This window comes from Planctomyces sp. SH-PL62, from assembly GCF_001610895.1.
GTDB lineage: Bacteria > Planctomycetota > Planctomycetia > Isosphaerales > Isosphaeraceae > Paludisphaera.
This window is the reverse complement of sequence record NZ_CP011273.1, coordinates 2,444,424-2,460,982: the sequence shown is the minus strand read 5'-3', so window position 1 is coordinate 2,460,982 and position 16,559 is coordinate 2,444,424. Positions and strand designations below refer to the sequence as shown.

Below are 16,559 nucleotides of genomic sequence, written 5' to 3'. Positions count from 1 at the left end.
TTGGCTTCGGAATACGAACCCAATCGAAGCCGATCCCGGGGGCGCGGCGCGGGGGGCTGAGGGAAAAGGTGGAGGCGACCGGGGAAGGGGGACGAAGGCAGGAGGGAGGGAGCCTGGCGGGCGGAGGTCGGTTGCTCTTCTCGGTTTTCGGGGGGCGGATAAGATCCGCGGTTCGAGGAATCCGAGGATGGTGGCCCGAGTACAGGGAGGTCTCGAGCCGATGGGAAGCCGGCGACGATCGCGCGTGGGTTGGTGCCTGGTGCTGGCGGCCGGGCTGGTCGGTTCCGGGGGTCTGGCCCTGGGGGTCGCGGCCCAGGAGGCGGCGGACGTCCCCGAGTCGGCCCCGGAGGCGGCGGACCCGAACGTCCTGCACGACGGTTTCGAGACCCCGGCGGCGGTCTGGCGTCGGGAGCACACCGACACCACGATCAACCTGTTGGCCCAGGAGCGCTCCGACCGCGCCGCCAATGACGGGCGGCTGTCCGAGCGGTTCCAGTTCGAGGCCGAGCCGGGCAGCCAGTTCTTCGTGAGCTACCCGCTCCCGAACGTCCCGGTGACCGACGCCCTGGAGGCCTCGCTGGCCGTGCGGGCCAATCGGGCGGGGGTGCAGCTCTTCGTCCGGGTCGTGCTCCCGAAGGACGTCGATCCCGAGAGCCGGGCGGCGTCGTTCGTGCTGATCCCAGGCACGGTCTTCGACCGGGTGGACCGCTGGCAGCGGCTGGAGGTGTCCCAGATCCCGCCGGCCGTCGAGCGTCAGGCGCGGGTGCTGCGGGCGTCTTCGAGCCGGCCGGTCCCGCTGGAAGGGGCCTACATCGACTGCGTGGTGGTCAACCTGATGGGGGGCCAGGGAGGCGCGGAGGTCTTCCTGGACAACCTGAGCGTCGGCCCCGTCGCGCCCGAGATCGTCGCCTCGTGGACCCCCCCCGGCGCCGGGCCGGCCCGTCCCGAGGCGCTCCCGGAACTCCCCGCCGCGGCCCCGGCGGCCGTAGCCGAGGACGGAGCGAGGGGGAAGTTCGACCGGATCCGGCTCGACCGCAACTACCTCAGCCGCCTGGGCGACGATCAGCGGGTGCGGCCCTGGTTCCCGACCGCCGTGGAAGCCCCCGGCGCCGACGTCACCGAGCTTCGCCGCTACGGCTTCGACGTGCTGATCGACGGCCACGACGCCGATCGCGACCGCCTGGCCGAGGCCGTCGAGCGCGGCTTCCTGCTGATGCCCCGGCTCTCCCGGCCCAAGCCCGGCGAGGGGATCGAGGGCCAGCTCAAGCAGGTGACCGACTACCCCTTCAAGGACTCCACGGCCTTCTGGATGCTCGGCGAGGACCTGGGCCGGAACCGCGAGCGGAAGGTCCGCGACGAGGAGCTGGCCCGGACCCGCAAGCTGAATCAGGCCATCCACGCCCTCCCCCCAACCTTCTCCCGCCTGACCGTGGGCGAGGTCCGGGGCGAGCTTCCGCTCTACGCCCGGGCGCCGTCGAACCTGGACGCGATCGCGATCCCGACGAACCACTGGGCCGCGGCTCAGGACCAGAGCGAGTTCCACCGGTTCCTCCTCCAGCGCCGGGAGCTGACCGCCAAGGCCAACGCCGGCCAGCTCTACTGGGCGATGCTGCCGGCCTCGGCGCCGAGGATCGTCGAGGAGAACATCTGGGGAGAGGCCCCGCCCCCCGCCTGGGGCGTCCCCCGGCCCTCGCCGGAGCACCTGCGGCTGATGACCTACCTGGCCCTCTCGGCCGGTTATCGCGGCCTGATCTTCCGGGGCGACGCCGACCTAACCCGCCCAGCCGGCCGCCCCCAGCTCATCGAATCCGCCCTGCTCAACATGGAGATCGACCTGGTGGAGTCGATCCTCGCCAAGAGCGCCGACCCGATCCCGATCCACCCCGTCTTCGACCCCCCGCCGTCGGACCTGCCCCCGCCGGGGTCGATGCCCACGACGCGCGTCCGGCTCCAGCCGGAGTCCCGGCCCAAGGCCTGGCATCGGGCGGCGGCGATCTCGGTCGACCGCCGGGGCGCCCTGCTCTTGCTCGCGGACTACTCCGACAACGTCCAGTACCAGCCCCATCAGCTCGCCACCCGCAACCTGGTCGTCCGGGCCATCCTGCCCGAAGGGGTGGAGGCGTTCGACATCAGCCCCGGGGGGGTCGACGTCCTGGAGCACAAGCGGGGGCCGGGGGGGACGTACGTCACGGTCGAGGAGTTCGGGGTCACCTCGATGATCCTCTGCACGACCGACATGGCGCTCAAGGAGCGCCTGGAGATGGCGATCGCCCGGGCGCGGCCGACCGCCGTGCAACTGGCCATCGAGCAGGCCGAGCTGATGTACCAGCAGGTCGCCGAGATCAACGGCCGGCTCGCCGCCGACGGCGTCTCCATCACGTCCGAGGAGGATGAACGTCAGCGCCGGGCCTTGGGCCTGACGAAGCCGTTCAACGACGCCGCCGAACTGCTGGCGAAGGCCGAGGCCAGCGTCAAGTCGGCCCGGGACGCCCGCGACCGCGAGGACTTCGGGCTGGCCTGGAAGGAAGCCCGGCGCGCCCAGCGGCCGCTCCGCATCCTGGCCTACGCCCACTGGGTCGAGGCCTACAAGGCGCTTGCGCTCGCGGTCGACGCCGAGCGGGGGATCACGCCCGAGACCGACGCCGCCTCTCGCACGGCGTCTCGGCCCCCCGAGCCGCAGACGCTGATGAAGCCGACCAGCTGCCCTCCCCTGGTCACGTTCAACACGCTCCCCGAGCTTTACGTCTGGCTCGACTGGATCAGCGGCAAGAGCGGCTATCGGTTCGGCGCCAACCGGGTCCCCTCCGGGGCGTTCGACGACCCCGCCGCGATGGCCGACGATGGCTGGATGAACATGAGCTACGAGGCCGACGGCATCAAGGCCGCCATGGCCGTCGTCCCCCCCGACGTCCCCGTCCCCACCGGCTCCGCCCCCGCCGACCCGGCGAACCGGGCGATCCGCATGAACGCCACCCCGGCCGACCCCAAGGCGCTGGAGACCTCGCTCCCGCCGTTCGTCGACCACCCGCTGGTCGCCGTCCGGTCGCCCGCCCTGAAGGTCCTGGCCAACAACCTGATCCGGATCTCGGTGCTGGTCCGTCGGCCGATGGAGTCGGCCGCCGGCGCGGGGGGGCTCATCGTCCGCGACTCCATCGGCGGCGAGGCGCTCCAGTTCCGCACCACCGCCCCGATCGCCAACTGGTCGCGGGTCGTCCTCTACCGTAAGGCCCCCGCCGACGGCGAGTTCACCGCGACCCTCGGCCTGGCCGGCTACGGTGCGGCCTGGTTCGACGACTTCCGCGTGGAACTGGTCGAGCAGCAGGCGGGGGACGTCCCGGGCGATCTCGCCGACGCCCCCGACGGCGAGGACCTCGATTCCATCCCCGACCCCGACCCCGCCGCCGATTCCGAATCGCCCGCCGCCGCCGCGTCCGCCGCAGCCGCGCCCGCCGCTCCCCCCGCCGACCTCGACGGGACCCGTCGCGAGTCGGCCGTCCCCCGGCTCCCCGATCCTCGGGTCCCCGCCGCGGCGGAATCGCCTGAACAAAACCGCGCTCGCCGACGTTGAAAAGAGGAAGACGCCCCGGCCGCCGCCCCCCTTCTCACACTTCGACGGGGGTCGGTCGGGGCCGTCTCGTCGCATGAGCCCGCCCCGCGTCTTCGGCCGCGATCCCGTTGCGGGGTCCGTCGCCGCCGCTGCGTCGTTGACAGCGGGCCCTCGGGATGATGCACTTACGGACCTCCGACGCCGGAAGTCGAAGCGGCGCTCCGGCGTTGTGCTAGACTCGACACAGGAAACCCGGGCTCCCGCCGGTCGCGATCGGTGGGGAATAGGATCGACGGTCGGGCCCGGAAAACCGGGAACGGCGGAACTTTTCAGCCTCGGGCTGCATCGAAGGAATTGAGAGCCGAGGGCGCGGACCGGCGTTTCGCCGGGCCGTCCCGGCCGTCCGCCCCCTCGCCGCCCGCTCGATTCTTGCTTTCACGAACCGAATCCACGACGCACTTTGACGATACGGCGAACGGCCCGGCGCGGATCGGGGGCCGATCGACCCGACCCGAGAGGAGTCTCACCTCATGGCGAAGATCCAGTCCGTCTGGGCGATCGACATCGGCCAGGCCGCGCTGAAGGCGCTCAAGATCGCCCCCGGAGGGGACGCCGAGCACGTCACCGCCGAGGCGTTCGACTTCATCGAATATCCCAAGCTGCTGAGCCAGCCCGACGCCGATCCCGAGGAGCTGGTCCGCGAGGCCCTGGCCACCTTCACCGATCGCAACGACCTGAAGGGCTGCCGGGTCGCCATCGCCGTCCCCGGCCAGGCCGGCCTGGTGAAGTTCATCAAGCTGCCGCCGGTCGAGAAGAAGCGGATCCCGGACATCGTCAAGTTCGAGGCCAAGCAGCAGATCCCGTTCGCGCTCGACGAGGTCGTCTGGGCCTACCAGCAGATCGGCGACGACGACGAGGAAGGGGGCGACGACGACTTCATGATGGCCGAGGTCGGCCTCTTCGCCATGAAGCGAGACCAGATCGCCCGCGCCATCCTGCCCTTGACCGTCGCCGGGATCGAGGTCGACGTCGTCCAGATGGCCCCGATCGCCCTGTACAACTACATCACCTACGACCAGATCAAGGGGAGCGGGTCCAAGGACTCGGTCGTCGTCCTGGACATCGGGGTCGACAACACCGACCTGATCATCAGCGACGGCGTCCGGATCTGGCAGCGGAACATCCCGATCGGCGGAAACCACTTCACGCGGGCCCTGACCAAGGAGCTGAAGCTCACCTTCGCCAAGGCCGAGCACCTGAAGCGGAACGCCACCAAGGCCCCGGACCCCCGGGCCATCTTCACCGCCATGCGCGGCGTCTTCAACGACTTCGCCAGCGAGGTCAACCGCTCGATCGGCTTCTATTCGAGCATCAACCGGACGGCCAAGATCCGCAAGATCGTGGGCCTGGGCAACGGCTTCAAGCTGCCGGGGCTCCAGAAGTTCCTCCAGCAGAACCTCAGCCAGGAAGTCGAGAAGCTCGACGAGTACAAGCGGCTCGAAGGGGACGAGGTCAAGGCCGCGCCCCAGTTCCAGGACAACCTGGCGTCGTTCGCCGTCGCCTACGGCCTGGCGCTCCAGGGGGCCGGGCTGTCGGCCCTGCGCACCAACCTGCTGCCGCCGGAGATCGAACGGATCCGGATGATCCGGGCCAAGAAGCCCTGGGCCCTGGCCGCCTCGGCCCTGGTCATGCTGGGCCTCAGCTCGCTGTTCGTGCTGGGGGACTATCGCGCCCTGGCCAAGATCTCCACCCCCCAGTTCAACTCGGCCGTCGAGCAGGCGACCAGCGTCTCCAAGAACGGGTCGACGATCAAGAGCGGCCTGGAGACCGCGAAGTCCGAGTGGCAGGCCAAGTACGACGAGGGGAAGGCCCTGATCATCGACCCCTCCAACAAGGGGATGTGGCCCGCCTTCCTCAAGACCATCAGCAACTACTTCCCCGACCCCGTCGCCGAGTACAACCTCAAGCCCGACGACCCCAAGAACGAGTACCTGATCGAGAAGCTCCGCGTCCACATCGACCGGATCATGCCGGTCTGGCGCACCGACCTGGCCGTCGACTGGTTCGACGAGCTGGACCCGCTCTACAAGCGGCTGATGCACCCCTACGACGCCGAGAACCCGCCGTCCGGCGAGGGCTGGATCGTCCAGATCGTCGGCCACCACTACAACCCGTACCCGACCACCCCGGACCAGCAGCGGCTCGCCCAGGCCAGCCCGGACGACCCCGCCCGCGTCGACTTCGGCCCCTACGAGTTCCTCCTCCGCAAGGTCCTCCGCAAGCTGAATTCGCCCTCGCTGCGGCTCTACGGCGTCACCCACGTCGCTCTGGCCTGGATGAACTCCGACAAGAACTGGACCAGCGAGAAGGGGAGCGCCACCAACAACCTCGCCAGCCGCACCGTCCCCCTCCTCGACCGCGCCGCGCCTCCCGTCGAGGAATCCGGCGGCATGGGCGAGATGGGGATGATGGGGGCCATGATGGGCTCGGGGATGATGGGCCCCGGCGGCATGGGCTCCGGCATGATGGGCGGCCGCGGCGGTCGCATGGGCGAGATGGGGGGCATGCCCGGCATGGAAGGCGGCATGATGGGGATGATGGGCCCCGGCGGCATGATGGGATCGGGCTACGGCAGGCGCGGCATGGGCACGGGCGCCGACGCCGAGAAGGACATCCGCAAGCTCACCCGCACCGACTTCCTGCTCCAGTTCGTCTGGGTGCCGCCCGCCCCCACCGAGGAGGACAAGGCCAAGACCCCGGAGGAGCTGCTGGAGGCCCGCAAGGCCGAGCTCCTGGAGATCACCACCAAGATGATCGAGGCCGAGAAGGGGAAATCGGCCGTCACCGTCCCCGTCGAGGCCGAGATCGAGAAGGCCTCGACCAAGCAGTCCGACGAGATCGACAGCGAGATCAACAAGGCCCTGAGCGCCCCCGCCGCGGGCGCCGCCGGCGCCCCGGCCGGCAAGGAAACCCCGGCCGCCCCGGCGGCCCCGACCGAGGCCGCCCCCAAGTCCTGATCCATCGAGACGCCGTCGCCGTCGCCCGGGCGGGCTCCCTCCCGCCCCGGGACGGCCGGCGGCCTCCACCCTTCATCTTCCCCGGCTTTCCCGAGCGAGGTCCCCGTCACCATGGATCAAATCAAGGATATCCTCCGGCAGATCGCCCGATACCGCTTCTGGATCGCCGTCTGCGTCGCCGCCATGCTCTCCGCCGGGGCCTACGTCCTCGGCTCGGGGCCGGTCCAGAAGAAGACGGCCGACGAGACCGGCAAGATCACGTCGGCCTATAAAGACGTCCAGCAGTACGCCAGCAGCAGCGTCCCCACCGGCGACTTCGCCCCCATCGTGGAGCAGAAGACCGCCGTCCTGACCAAGGACGTCGACGCCGCCTGGAAGCAGCTCTACGACCGCCAGGCCCCCCTCCTGACCTGGCCCCCCTCGGTCTCCGAGCGATTCAAGGCCTGGGGCCGCAAGTGGCCCGAGGACGCCGCCCCCAGCGCCGTGCAACTCGCCATCGTCGACTACGTCGAGGCCTACCCCGCCTACGTCGACCAGGTCTTCAAGGTCTTCCGCCCGTTCGACTACGAGACCGGCGAAGGGGTCGTCGCCTCCGCCCCCAAGGAGCAGCTCCTCCGCCCCGTCACCTTCGACCTCAACACCAAGGCCCCCAAACTCGGCGAGGTCTGGTCGGCCCAGGAACGGCTCTGGGTCCAGCGCACCGCCCTGGAAGTCATCGCCCAGGTCAACCGCAACGCCAAGGACTGGGACTCCGCCTACGTCAAGGAGATCAAGCTCCTCGAGGTCGGCAGCGCCCTGGCCCAGGACCAGCGCTCCCTCGCCAAGGGTGAGGAGCTTGAAGAAGCCGAGGCCATCCGCGCCCCCAACGAGCCCGAAGAAGAAGAAGAAGGCATGGGCGAAATGGGCGGCATGATGGGATCGAGCATGATGGGGTCGGGCATGATGGGCTCCGCCATGATGGGCCGCATGGGCGGCATGGGGAGCGGCATGGGAGGCGCGGCCGGGGCCATGACCGAGGCCCAGAGCGTCCTCTTCCTCAAGCCCGAGAACGCCACCCAGTACAAGATCCTGCCGATCATGTTCACCGTCCTCGTCGACCAGGACCACGTCCAGAACCTGCTGGTCGAACTCGAAAACTCCCCGATGGCGATCGAGGTCCGCGACTTCGAGATGCTCCGCCCCACCGAAAAGGTCGTCAAGCCCGAGAAGGGCGAACAGTTCATGGGCGGCTATGGAATGATGGGGATGATGGGCATGATGGGCGGGCCCGGCGGCATGATGGGCGGTCGTGGCCGGATGGGTTACGGCGGCATGATGTCCGGTCGCATGGGCGGGATGGGCGGCATGCCCGGCATGGAAGGCGGCATGATGGGGATGATGGGCCCCGGCGGCATGATGGGCGGCGGCATGGGCATGGCCCCCACTCGCCAGGGCGTCGACAAGCGTGGCGAGAACCGCGCCGAGAAGCGCAAGGAAGCCGAGAAGGCCCTGGAATCCACCAAGCCCGTCCTCAATTTCGACCCCTACTTCAACATCGTCGAAGTGACCGTGTACGGCCAGGCCCGTTTCTACAACGAGCCCACCCCCGAGGCCGTCGACGCCGAGTCGCCGGGCGCGACCGACGCCGACGCCGCCGATCCGGCCGCCGCCGAGGAGCCGAAGGCGGAAGCCCCCGCGGCCGAGTCCGCCAAGGTTGAGGAACCGAAGGCGGAAGCTCCCGCGGCCGAGCCCGCCAAGGCCGAGGAGCCCAAGGCGGAAGCCGCTCCGGCCGAGCCTGCCAAGACCGAGGAGCCGAAAGCGGAAGCTCCTCCGGCCGAGGAACCGAAGGCGGAAGCCCCCCAATCCTGATCGCTCGCCAGGCGGAGTGAACCTCAGATCGACCACGGTCCTCCCCGAACCCGGGGGGCTCATTTCTCACGGAGACCCTCGCATGGCCAACGCCACTGCGGAAAAGCTCAAGAACTTCGGCCTGCGATTCGGCGACAAATTCGCCGTGGCCCTGGCCTCGATCCTCTTTCTCGTCTGCCTGGTCACCGCCCTCAAGCGGCCGACCATCGACGTGACGCCGGACCAGATCAAGAAGGCGGCCGAGCAGTCCGACTCGAACCTGAGGCGCAAGGTGCCGACCGAGGAGATCGTCGACACCCTGGCCGAACAGGGCCTCAAGACCTCCGACTTCGCCAAGGAGGCCGAGGAGTCGTCGCAGATGGTCCTGGTGGCGGCCGACTTCAAGCCCCGCCGCGAATGGGTGATGCCCGAGCCGGGCGCGGGCCTGATCCGCGACCAGCCCGTCCTGATCGCGCCGGCCGACGTCTTCGCCTATCCCGGCCGAGGCGGCGCGCTGATCTACCCGCTGGACGCCGAGGGAAAGCGGATCGTCGAGACCGAGACCAAGGAACCCCCGAAGTCCGCCACCTACACCCGGAATCGTCGTCGAGGCCGTCGCGGCGGCGGCATGATGGGCTCCGGGATGATGGGCTCCGCCGGCATGATGGGGATGGAAGGCGGCATGGGCATGGGGATGATGGGCGGGGCGCCCCGCTCCCCCGAGGAAGAGAAGGCCCAGAAGGCCGAGATCGAACGTCGTCGGCGTGAGATGCAGGCGAAGCTCGCCGGCAAGGACGCGCCCGCCGAGGAGGAGCCCGAGGATCCCGGCATGAAGCCCCAGGGCCCCCCGCCCAAGGAGGTCACCAGGGGGCTCCGCTGGGTCGCCCTGACCGGCACCCTCGACCATGAGCAGATGCTCGAGAACTACCGCACGGCCCTCAAGAACCCGGCGATCGCCCAGCCCAACTACCGTCGGCTGGACGTCCAGCGCCAGGTCAAGCAGAAGGACGGCTCCTGGAGCGACTGGGCCGACGTCGCGGCCGATCGCAACCTGGACATCCTCGACAACCTCCCCATGGAAGACGAGGAACTCGCCCCCGAGACCGTTCGCCCCGAGAACCTCGTCGACCCCCTCCCGTTCCTGACCAACGGCCTCTGGGAGAAGGTGCACATCGCCAGCCTCGTCCCCAAGGAGCTGAAGGAGATCCCCGACCCCACGGCGACCGGCGGCATGATGGGCCCCGGCGGCATGATGGGCGGCTCGGGCATGATGGGCTCCGGGATGATGGGGGGAATGGATTCCGCAATGATGGGGATGCAGGGCGGTTCCGGCATGATGATGGGCCGTGGCGGCAGCAGCAGCATGATGGGCATGGCCGGCATGATGGGCATGGAAGGTGAGATGGGGATGGGCATGGGCTCCGGGATGATGATGGGGGGCGGCGGCGGCGCCACCGAGACCCTCGCCAACTTCTGGCGGTCCGAGGAGAAGAAGGTGATGGTCCGCGCCCTGGACTTCACCGCCCAGCCCGACGAGAGCTACCGCTATCGGCTCCGGGTGGTGGTCTACAACCCGAACCTGAACCGCGAAGGGGACACCGCGCCGGGCGTGGACACCAAGTCCGAGGAGCTGCAAGGCCCCTGGAGCGAGCCGACGGCCGAGGTCCACATGCCCCCGGACGTGACGGCCTATGCGATGGGGACGCTCCCCGCCGGCCCCAAGTCGGACATGAAGGTCGTGTTCCAGGTCGTGAAGTTCAACCCGGAGGACGGCATGATCCTGCCCCGGAACTTCGACGCCAGCTCCGGTGAGATCATCGGCGACCCCCGTTCGACCCCGGTGCCCACGTCCGACGGCACCGGCCAGAAGAACAAGGTCGTCGACTTCAACAGCCACCTGATCGTCCTGGACGTCGCCGGCGGCACCAAGCCGCTCCCCTCGGACTTCCCCGGCAACATCATCAACCAGCCGGCCATGGCGCTGCTGCTCCGCCCTGACGGGGCCGTGGAACTCCGCGACGAGGCCGAGGACAGGCCCAACGAGGTCCGCAAGGACGTCGAGAGCAACTACAAGCGGGAGCTCAAGGAGTCCGACAAGATCCGCGGCAGCTCCATGGGGAGCGGCTCCGGGATGATGGGCTCCGGGATGATGGGCTCGGGCATGATGGGCTCGGGCATGATGGGCGGCCGTCGTTGACCCGTCCCGACCCCTCCTGATCGAACCGATCGAGCCTCACGAAACGCCCCCGCCCTCGCCGGCGGGGGCGTTTTTTCTTGTGTGATCGGAGCGGGCGGCATTTTCCGCGCTTTCGTCAAAAGTCGACCCCCTCTCTTGACCGAAACTCTCATTAGAGGTACACACCGCCGCATCTTCTCCCGTTCCCGGCGCGTCTCTTTGCATGAGCACCTCGATTCGATGCGCAGGGGGGGATTCGTTTGACTTGGGTTGAAGACCCCGTCCCGGTGTACCTGGACGGGATCCGGGCGTAGCTGCCGCACAAATTGTTTCGCCGTGGGGACTCGAACGAAGGCCGCTCTCAGGGATGTCGGCGGTCGTCCGCGTGACGGCGAAAGGAGGTCGCGTTGAGAAGGCTCAGAACGCTCACTTTCATCATGGTCCTCGGTGCAGGGGGGGGAGCGTCCACGGAAGGTGCGACCCTCGACGACGCGGTCGCCTCGCCGTCACCGACGACGGCTCGGAAGCCGTCGCCGGCGCCCCCGGTCAAGTATCTGGAGGCGGGAGCTCGGCTGTTCAACAGCGGGCAATTCGACCTGGCCGCCAAGTATCTTGACGCGGCCCAGTTGTATCGCGACCAGCTCGAGGCGGGGCATCAGGCCCTGCTGGACGAGTACGCTCGGGAATTGAAGAAGGTCAAGGGGACGGCCACGGCCGCCTCCCCGGCCCCGGCCCCGGCCGCGACGCCGGCCGCCGCGGTCACGCCGTCGGCGTCGTTCGTCGAGGCCAAGCCGGTCTCGCGGAACGATTCCCCGGCCACGGACAAGCCCGACGATCCGGACCTGAAGCAGCGGGGTCGCTGGCTGCTCCAGGAAGCCGGCGAGCAGATCCTCCTGGGCGACTACGACGTCGCCGAGCAGAAGATCGCCGAGGCCGAGGCCCTGAACGTCAAGTGGGGGCTCTTCGATGTGACGCCGGCCAAGGCCCGCGCGTCGCTGGCGAAGGCCCGGCCCAAGGTCGCCCCGGGCACCACGGCCGCGGCCGGCCAGGTCGTCGACCACAAGACGGCCAAGTCCAAGCTCAAGGAGGCCCGCGCCGCGCTGTCCGACCGCAAGTTCGAGGTGGCCGAGGCCATCGCCCTGGAGGTCAAGGGCTGGAACCTGTCGTACGGCATGTTCGAGGACAACCCGGACAAGGTCGCCGCCGCCGCCCGCGCCCTCCGCAAGCGGGACGTGATCCGCGAGACGCCGCTGAAGGACCAGGCCAGCCCGGGCGTCTATGACGTCCTGGTCTCCGAGTCCCGCCAGCTGCTGAAGGTCGGCAAGCTCGCCGAGGCCGAGTCCAAGGCCCGCCAGGCCCAGCGGATGAACGTCGTGCCGGCCCTCACCGCCGACCGGGCGGAAGCCGTCCTGCACGAGGTCGCCATGGCCCGCGCCCAGTCCGAGGCGGCCCCGGCCGTCGCAACCGCCGCGACCGACGAGGCCGCCGGGCTCGCCGCCGAACGCGAGGCCGACGCCCTGCTCGCCAAGGGCGACCAGGCCGCGGCCGCGGCCAAGTTCGCCGAGGCCGAACGGCTCCAGGCCCAGGCCGCCGGCATGCCGGCCCTGGCCTCCGCCACCCCGCCGATCGACGACCAGCTCCAGCGGAGCGGCGCCGAGGAGCCCGCGCTCGACGCGCCGGCCCCGGACCTCGAGCTCGCCCCGGCCCCCGCCCTCGCGGCGAGCCCGGACGACGATCTCGCGGTCCCCGCCCCGGCTCCGGCCCCGGCGCTCGATTCGCTTCCCGCCCCGGCCGCGGCCGAGGCCCCCGTCAACCCCGGCGAGCGGATGCTCTCGCAGGCCAGGACCCTCTACGCCGAGGGGAACTACGCGGCGGCCCGGCAGATCGCCGAGCAGGCCAAGACCGGCGACTTCGGCCTTGAAGACGAGGCCGACGAGCTGTCCGCCCAGATCGGCCTCGCCGAACAGGGGGGCGCCCTCAGCCTCTACGAGTCCGCCCTGACCGCCCTGCGGAAGGGGGAGAAGGATCGCGCCAAGACCCTGCTCACCGAGGTCGCCACGGCCGGCCCGGTCCTCGACGACAACCTCCAGACCAAGGTCCAGGAGCTGCTCAAGAGCCTGACCACCGACCAGATCGGCGACCCCTCCGGCCGGGCCGTGGTCAACGACCGGATGCAGAGCGCCAGCGACGTGGAGAGCGTCGCCGCCCAGAAGCTCAACGCCGAGGTCGGCGCCAAGATCGCCGAGGCCCGGCGGCTCCAGGAGGTCGACCCCGAGAAGGCCCTGACCATCTATGAGCAGACGCTCAAGGCGGTCAAGGCGTCGGACGTCGCCCCCAACCTGCAGCGGCCCATGGTCCGCCGCCTGGAAGTCGCCGTCGAGCTCGCCAAGAAGGACAAGGTCCTCTTCGACGAGAAGATGAAGGAGAAGGGCGCCCGCGAGGAGATCGAGGTCAAGCGGCTGCGGATCCTCGAGGCCGACAACGCCAAGAAGGCCCGCTACAAGGAACTGTTCGAGAAGGCCCAGGCGGCCTACACGAACGAGGACTTCTACCGCGCCGAGTCCTACGCCAAGCAGGCCATGGAGATCGACCCCACCGAGGTGGCCGCCCCCATGATGGTCTTCAAGGCCAAGGCCGAGCGTCGCTACAAGCAGGACAAGGACACCAAGGCCGCCAAGGAGGACGCCGTGGTCGTCGCCCTCCAGCAGGTCGACGCCTCGTCCTACGCCGACCCCGAGGTCCAGCTCCGCGACATCAGCTTCCCGAAGTCGTTCAGCGAGCTGACCAAGAGCCGGCTGGCGATGAACAAGCGGCTGGAGCCCAAGAAGAACCCCAAGACCCTGGCGGTGGAGTCCAAGCTCCGCGAGCCCATCAGCGTCAACTTCGACAAGCAGCCGCTCGGCGAAGCCATGGCGTTCATCAGCAACTACACCGGCGTGAACATCACGCTCGACCCCAAGGCGCTCAGCGACGAGGGCCTCACCTCCTCGACGCCGGTCACCCTGAACCTGTCGAACGTGTCGCTGAAGACCGTGATGAAGCTCATGCTCAAGCCGCTGGGCATGAACTACACGATCGAGGAAGACGTCCTCGTCATCACCAACAACCAGGCCACGAGCCAGGAGACGTTCACCAACACCTACTACGTCGGCGACCTGGTCATGCCCAAGTCCAAGGGGAGCCAGGAGACGTTCGGCGCGGCCACGAACCCGGTCAAGAACCCGCAGTTCGACGCCCTCGGCCAGCCGATCGCGGGCCAGGGGAACGCCCTCGGCCTGACCCCGGGCTCGCCCACGGCCAGCCGTGAAGACCGGCCCAACGTCGACATGACGCCGCTGGTCCAGCTCATCACCGCCTCGATCGCGCCGGGGACCTGGCGGGTCGTCAACGGCGACGACAGCCAGGACGTCTCCGCGGCCTACGGCCTCGGCGGCGGCTTCGGCGGCGGCGGGCTCGGCGGGGACATCGACGAGGGGCGGCCCCCCGGATCGATCACCCCCTTCTTCCTGAGCATCAGCCTGATCATCCGCCACACGGCCGAGGTCCACGAGCAGATCGCCGACCTGCTCCGCCAGCTTCGCCGGCTCCAGGACCTCCAGGTCTCCATCGAGGTCCGGTTCATCACGGTCACCGACTCGTTCTTCGAGCAGATCGGCGTCGACTTCGACTTCGCCATCAACTCCAAGAGCGTCGGCAAGCACAGCACCTGGGCCTACCCGAATAACACCGTCACCAACGTCTCCACGGCGCCCGGCGGCGGCGGCACCACCGGCGGGACGACCGGCGGCGGCGGCATCGGCGGCACCGGCGGCGGCGGGACGACCGGCGGCGGCACCACCGGCGGCGGCACGACCGGCGGCGGCGGCCTCGGCGGCACCGGCGGCGGCATCGGCGGCGGCGGCGTCGGCGGCGGCGCCGGCGGCATCGGCGGCGGCGGCCTCGGCGGCACCGGCGGCGGCGGGACGACCGGCGGCGGCGGCGGCAACACCACCCCCGCGTACCTGATCAACCCGATCCGCGACTACTCCAACTACCTGCCCGGCGGCAAGCAGCCGATCGTGGCCGGGACCCAGGGGGGCGGGCTCTACAACTTCTCGCCGACCCTGCAGATCCCGTTCACCAACACCCAGGGAAGCCTGATCGCCCCGTTCAACACGGTGGCCGGTGCGGGCGCCTCGGTGGGCATGGCGTTCCTCAGCGACCTGGAAGTCTACTTCTTCCTCACGGCCGCCCAGGGCGACACCCGCAACAACATCCTCCAGGCGCCCAAGGTGACCACCTTCAACGGCGCCGCCGCCACCATCCAGAACGGTGACGTCCAGTACTACGTCCAGTCGCTGATCCCGATCATCGGGCCCGGCTCGGTGGCCTTCCAGCCCAGCGTCGGCGTGCTGAACAACGGCGTCGTCCTCCAGGTGACCCCCGTGGTCACGGCCGACCGCCGCTACGTCCGGCTCAGCCTCTCGCCGTTCTTCCAGGTGGTCAACGGCTTCACGACGATCACGGTCCCGGCCGCGGTCGGCGGCGCCGGCCTCGGCGGCGCCTCGGCGGCCATCAACGGCACCATCCAGCTGCCGAACACCACCGTCACCACCGTCAGCACCACGGTCACCGTCCCCGACGGCGGCACCGTCCTGCTCGGCGGCGTCAAGCAGCTCCAGGAACAGCGGCTGGAGTACGGCGTCCCCGTCCTCTCCAAGACCCCCTGGGTCGACCGCCTCTTCCGCAACGTCGGCATCGGCCGCACGACCTCCAGCCTCATGCTGATGGTGACCCCTCGGATCATCATCCTCGAGGAAGAGGAAGAGCGGCTGGGCATCCCCTCGGTCGCCTTCTGACCAGGGTCCCCCCCCTCCGCCGATCGCCAACCCTCCGAGACCGCCGGGACCACCTCCCGGCGGTCTTTCGCTTTCGAAGCCGTCGCCCGGCTTGCAACGGCCGCCCCGGAGGATCATGCTGGATCCCCTGTCGTTCGCGATCGAGACGCGACCCGACCCGCGCACCGAGGGAACCCCATGTGCACCCTGATCCTCCCCGCGACGATCCTGGCGGCCCTGGCCTGGCAGGCGGCCCCCGCCGGCGGCCCGGACCCCGCCGAGCCCCCCGCCGCCTTCCAGCCCGACCCGGCCTGGAAGCCGCTGGGCCCCAGCCTCTGGTTCGACGGCCGATCGAACCCCAAGCGGCTCATCGTCCGGGCCCGCGTCGTCTTCCGCGAAGGCCCGCTGGAGCACCTGCTCTGCCTCCGGGGGACCAAGGAGCATGAGGCGATCCTCGCCACCGACGCCCCCCCCACCCTGATCCACGCGGGGCTGCTCCTCACCGGTGCCGAGCCCGGCGGCCCCGTCCGGTTCAAGCCCGAATTCCGGCCCCCCCACGGCCCCCGCATCGCCCTCGACGTCCGCTGGCGACGCGACGGCGAGATCGCCGAGGCCGACGCCCGGACCTGGGTCCAGGACGAGAAGACCAGGAAGCAACTCGACGTCGACTGGGTCTTCGCCGGCAGCATCCTCTACGAAGACCCGGCCACCAAGAAGTCCGTCTACGCCGCCGAGGAAGGGGACCTGATCACCGTCGCCAACTTCGCCAGCGCGATCCTCGACCTCCCGATCGTCAGCTCGGCCGACGACGCCTCCCGCAACTTCGTCGCGTACACCGAGCGCATCCCCCCCGTCGGCACCGAGGTCCAGCTCATCCTCAGCCCACGTCCCGAGAAGGAAGCGAAGGACCCGAAGGCCCCATGACCGCCGCCTCGACCCCGAGGCCGCGACGGCCCTACTCCTCCAGCCGCAAGGCGCACCAGACGCCCACCGGGTGGTACTGCGCGTCGATCGGCCGCACGTCCAGGCCCTCCCATTCCTCGGGCGACCAGATCAGGAGCCTCGCGGGATGGCCGTTGATCCGCCATCCCACCGTCGGCCCCCCCCGACGCATCGCCGGGGGATCGAATCGCGCGAACCTGGAACCGTCGATCTGGCGAGCGTCGTTCACGGGT

General features: G+C 69.8%; 7 protein-coding genes. 6 read left to right on the top strand and 1 reads right to left on the bottom strand.

The features are described from left to right. Positions 1–220: 220 nt before the first annotated feature. The 6 genes from VT85_RS09465 to VT85_RS09440 all read left to right on the top strand — a co-directional run bounded on the left by VT85_RS09465 (position 221) and on the right by VT85_RS09440 (position 16,308). Entirely contained in the window at positions 221–3,568 is a 3,348-nt protein-coding gene (locus tag VT85_RS09465; RefSeq protein ID WP_156512773.1) for a hypothetical protein, read from the top strand. Positions 3,569–4,077: 509 nt separating this feature from the next. Beyond that, positions 4,078–6,564: a type IV pilus assembly protein PilM gene (gene pilM / locus VT85_RS09460; RefSeq protein WP_068413803.1), complete on the top strand. Its 2,487-nt coding sequence runs from the start codon at positions 4,078–4,080 to the stop codon at positions 6,562–6,564. 111 nt (positions 6,565–6,675) lie between these two features. Continuing rightward, the gene (locus VT85_RS28370) at positions 6,676–8,412 is read left to right on the top strand and encodes a hypothetical protein (protein ID WP_082858478.1); all 1,737 of its coding nucleotides are present in this window, start codon (positions 6,676–6,678) and stop codon (positions 8,410–8,412) included. A gap of 82 nt (positions 8,413–8,494) precedes the next feature. Next, positions 8,495–10,588 carry a hypothetical protein gene (locus VT85_RS09450; RefSeq protein ID WP_068413802.1) on the top strand — a complete coding sequence of 698 codons (2,094 nt, stop codon included), beginning with the start codon at positions 8,495–8,497 and terminating at the stop codon, positions 10,586–10,588. Between the two features lie 386 nt (positions 10,589–10,974). Continuing rightward, positions 10,975–15,405, top strand: a complete 4,431-nt coding sequence (locus VT85_RS09445; RefSeq protein WP_068413798.1) for a type II secretory pathway, component PulD — start codon at positions 10,975–10,977, stop codon at positions 15,403–15,405. A 177-nt stretch (positions 15,406–15,582) separates the two neighbouring features. Continuing rightward, complete coding sequence (locus tag VT85_RS09440) at positions 15,583–16,308, top strand: YdjY domain-containing protein (RefSeq protein ID WP_068413793.1); 726 nt, start codon at positions 15,583–15,585, stop codon at positions 16,306–16,308. 31 nt (positions 16,309–16,339) lie between these two features. On the opposite strand, the gene VT85_RS09435 is transcribed toward VT85_RS09440, so the two are convergent. Next, positions 16,340–16,555, bottom strand: a complete 216-nt coding sequence (locus VT85_RS09435; protein ID WP_068413792.1) for a hypothetical protein — start codon at positions 16,553–16,555, stop codon at positions 16,340–16,342. Positions 16,556–16,559 lie beyond the last annotated feature (4 nt).

Coding starts and splice junctions, on each gene's coding strand:
- VT85_RS09465 (WP_156512773.1), top strand. CDS start 221: ATGGGAAGCCGGCGACGATCGCGCGTGGGTTGGTGCCTGGTGCTGGCG.
- pilM (WP_068413803.1), top strand. CDS start 4,078: ATGGCGAAGATCCAGTCCGTCTGGGCGATCGACATCGGCCAGGCCGCG.
- VT85_RS28370 (WP_082858478.1), top strand. CDS start 6,676: ATGGATCAAATCAAGGATATCCTCCGGCAGATCGCCCGATACCGCTTC.
- VT85_RS09450 (WP_068413802.1), top strand. CDS start 8,495: ATGGCCAACGCCACTGCGGAAAAGCTCAAGAACTTCGGCCTGCGATTC.
- VT85_RS09440 (WP_068413793.1), top strand. CDS start 15,583: ATGTGCACCCTGATCCTCCCCGCGACGATCCTGGCGGCCCTGGCCTGG.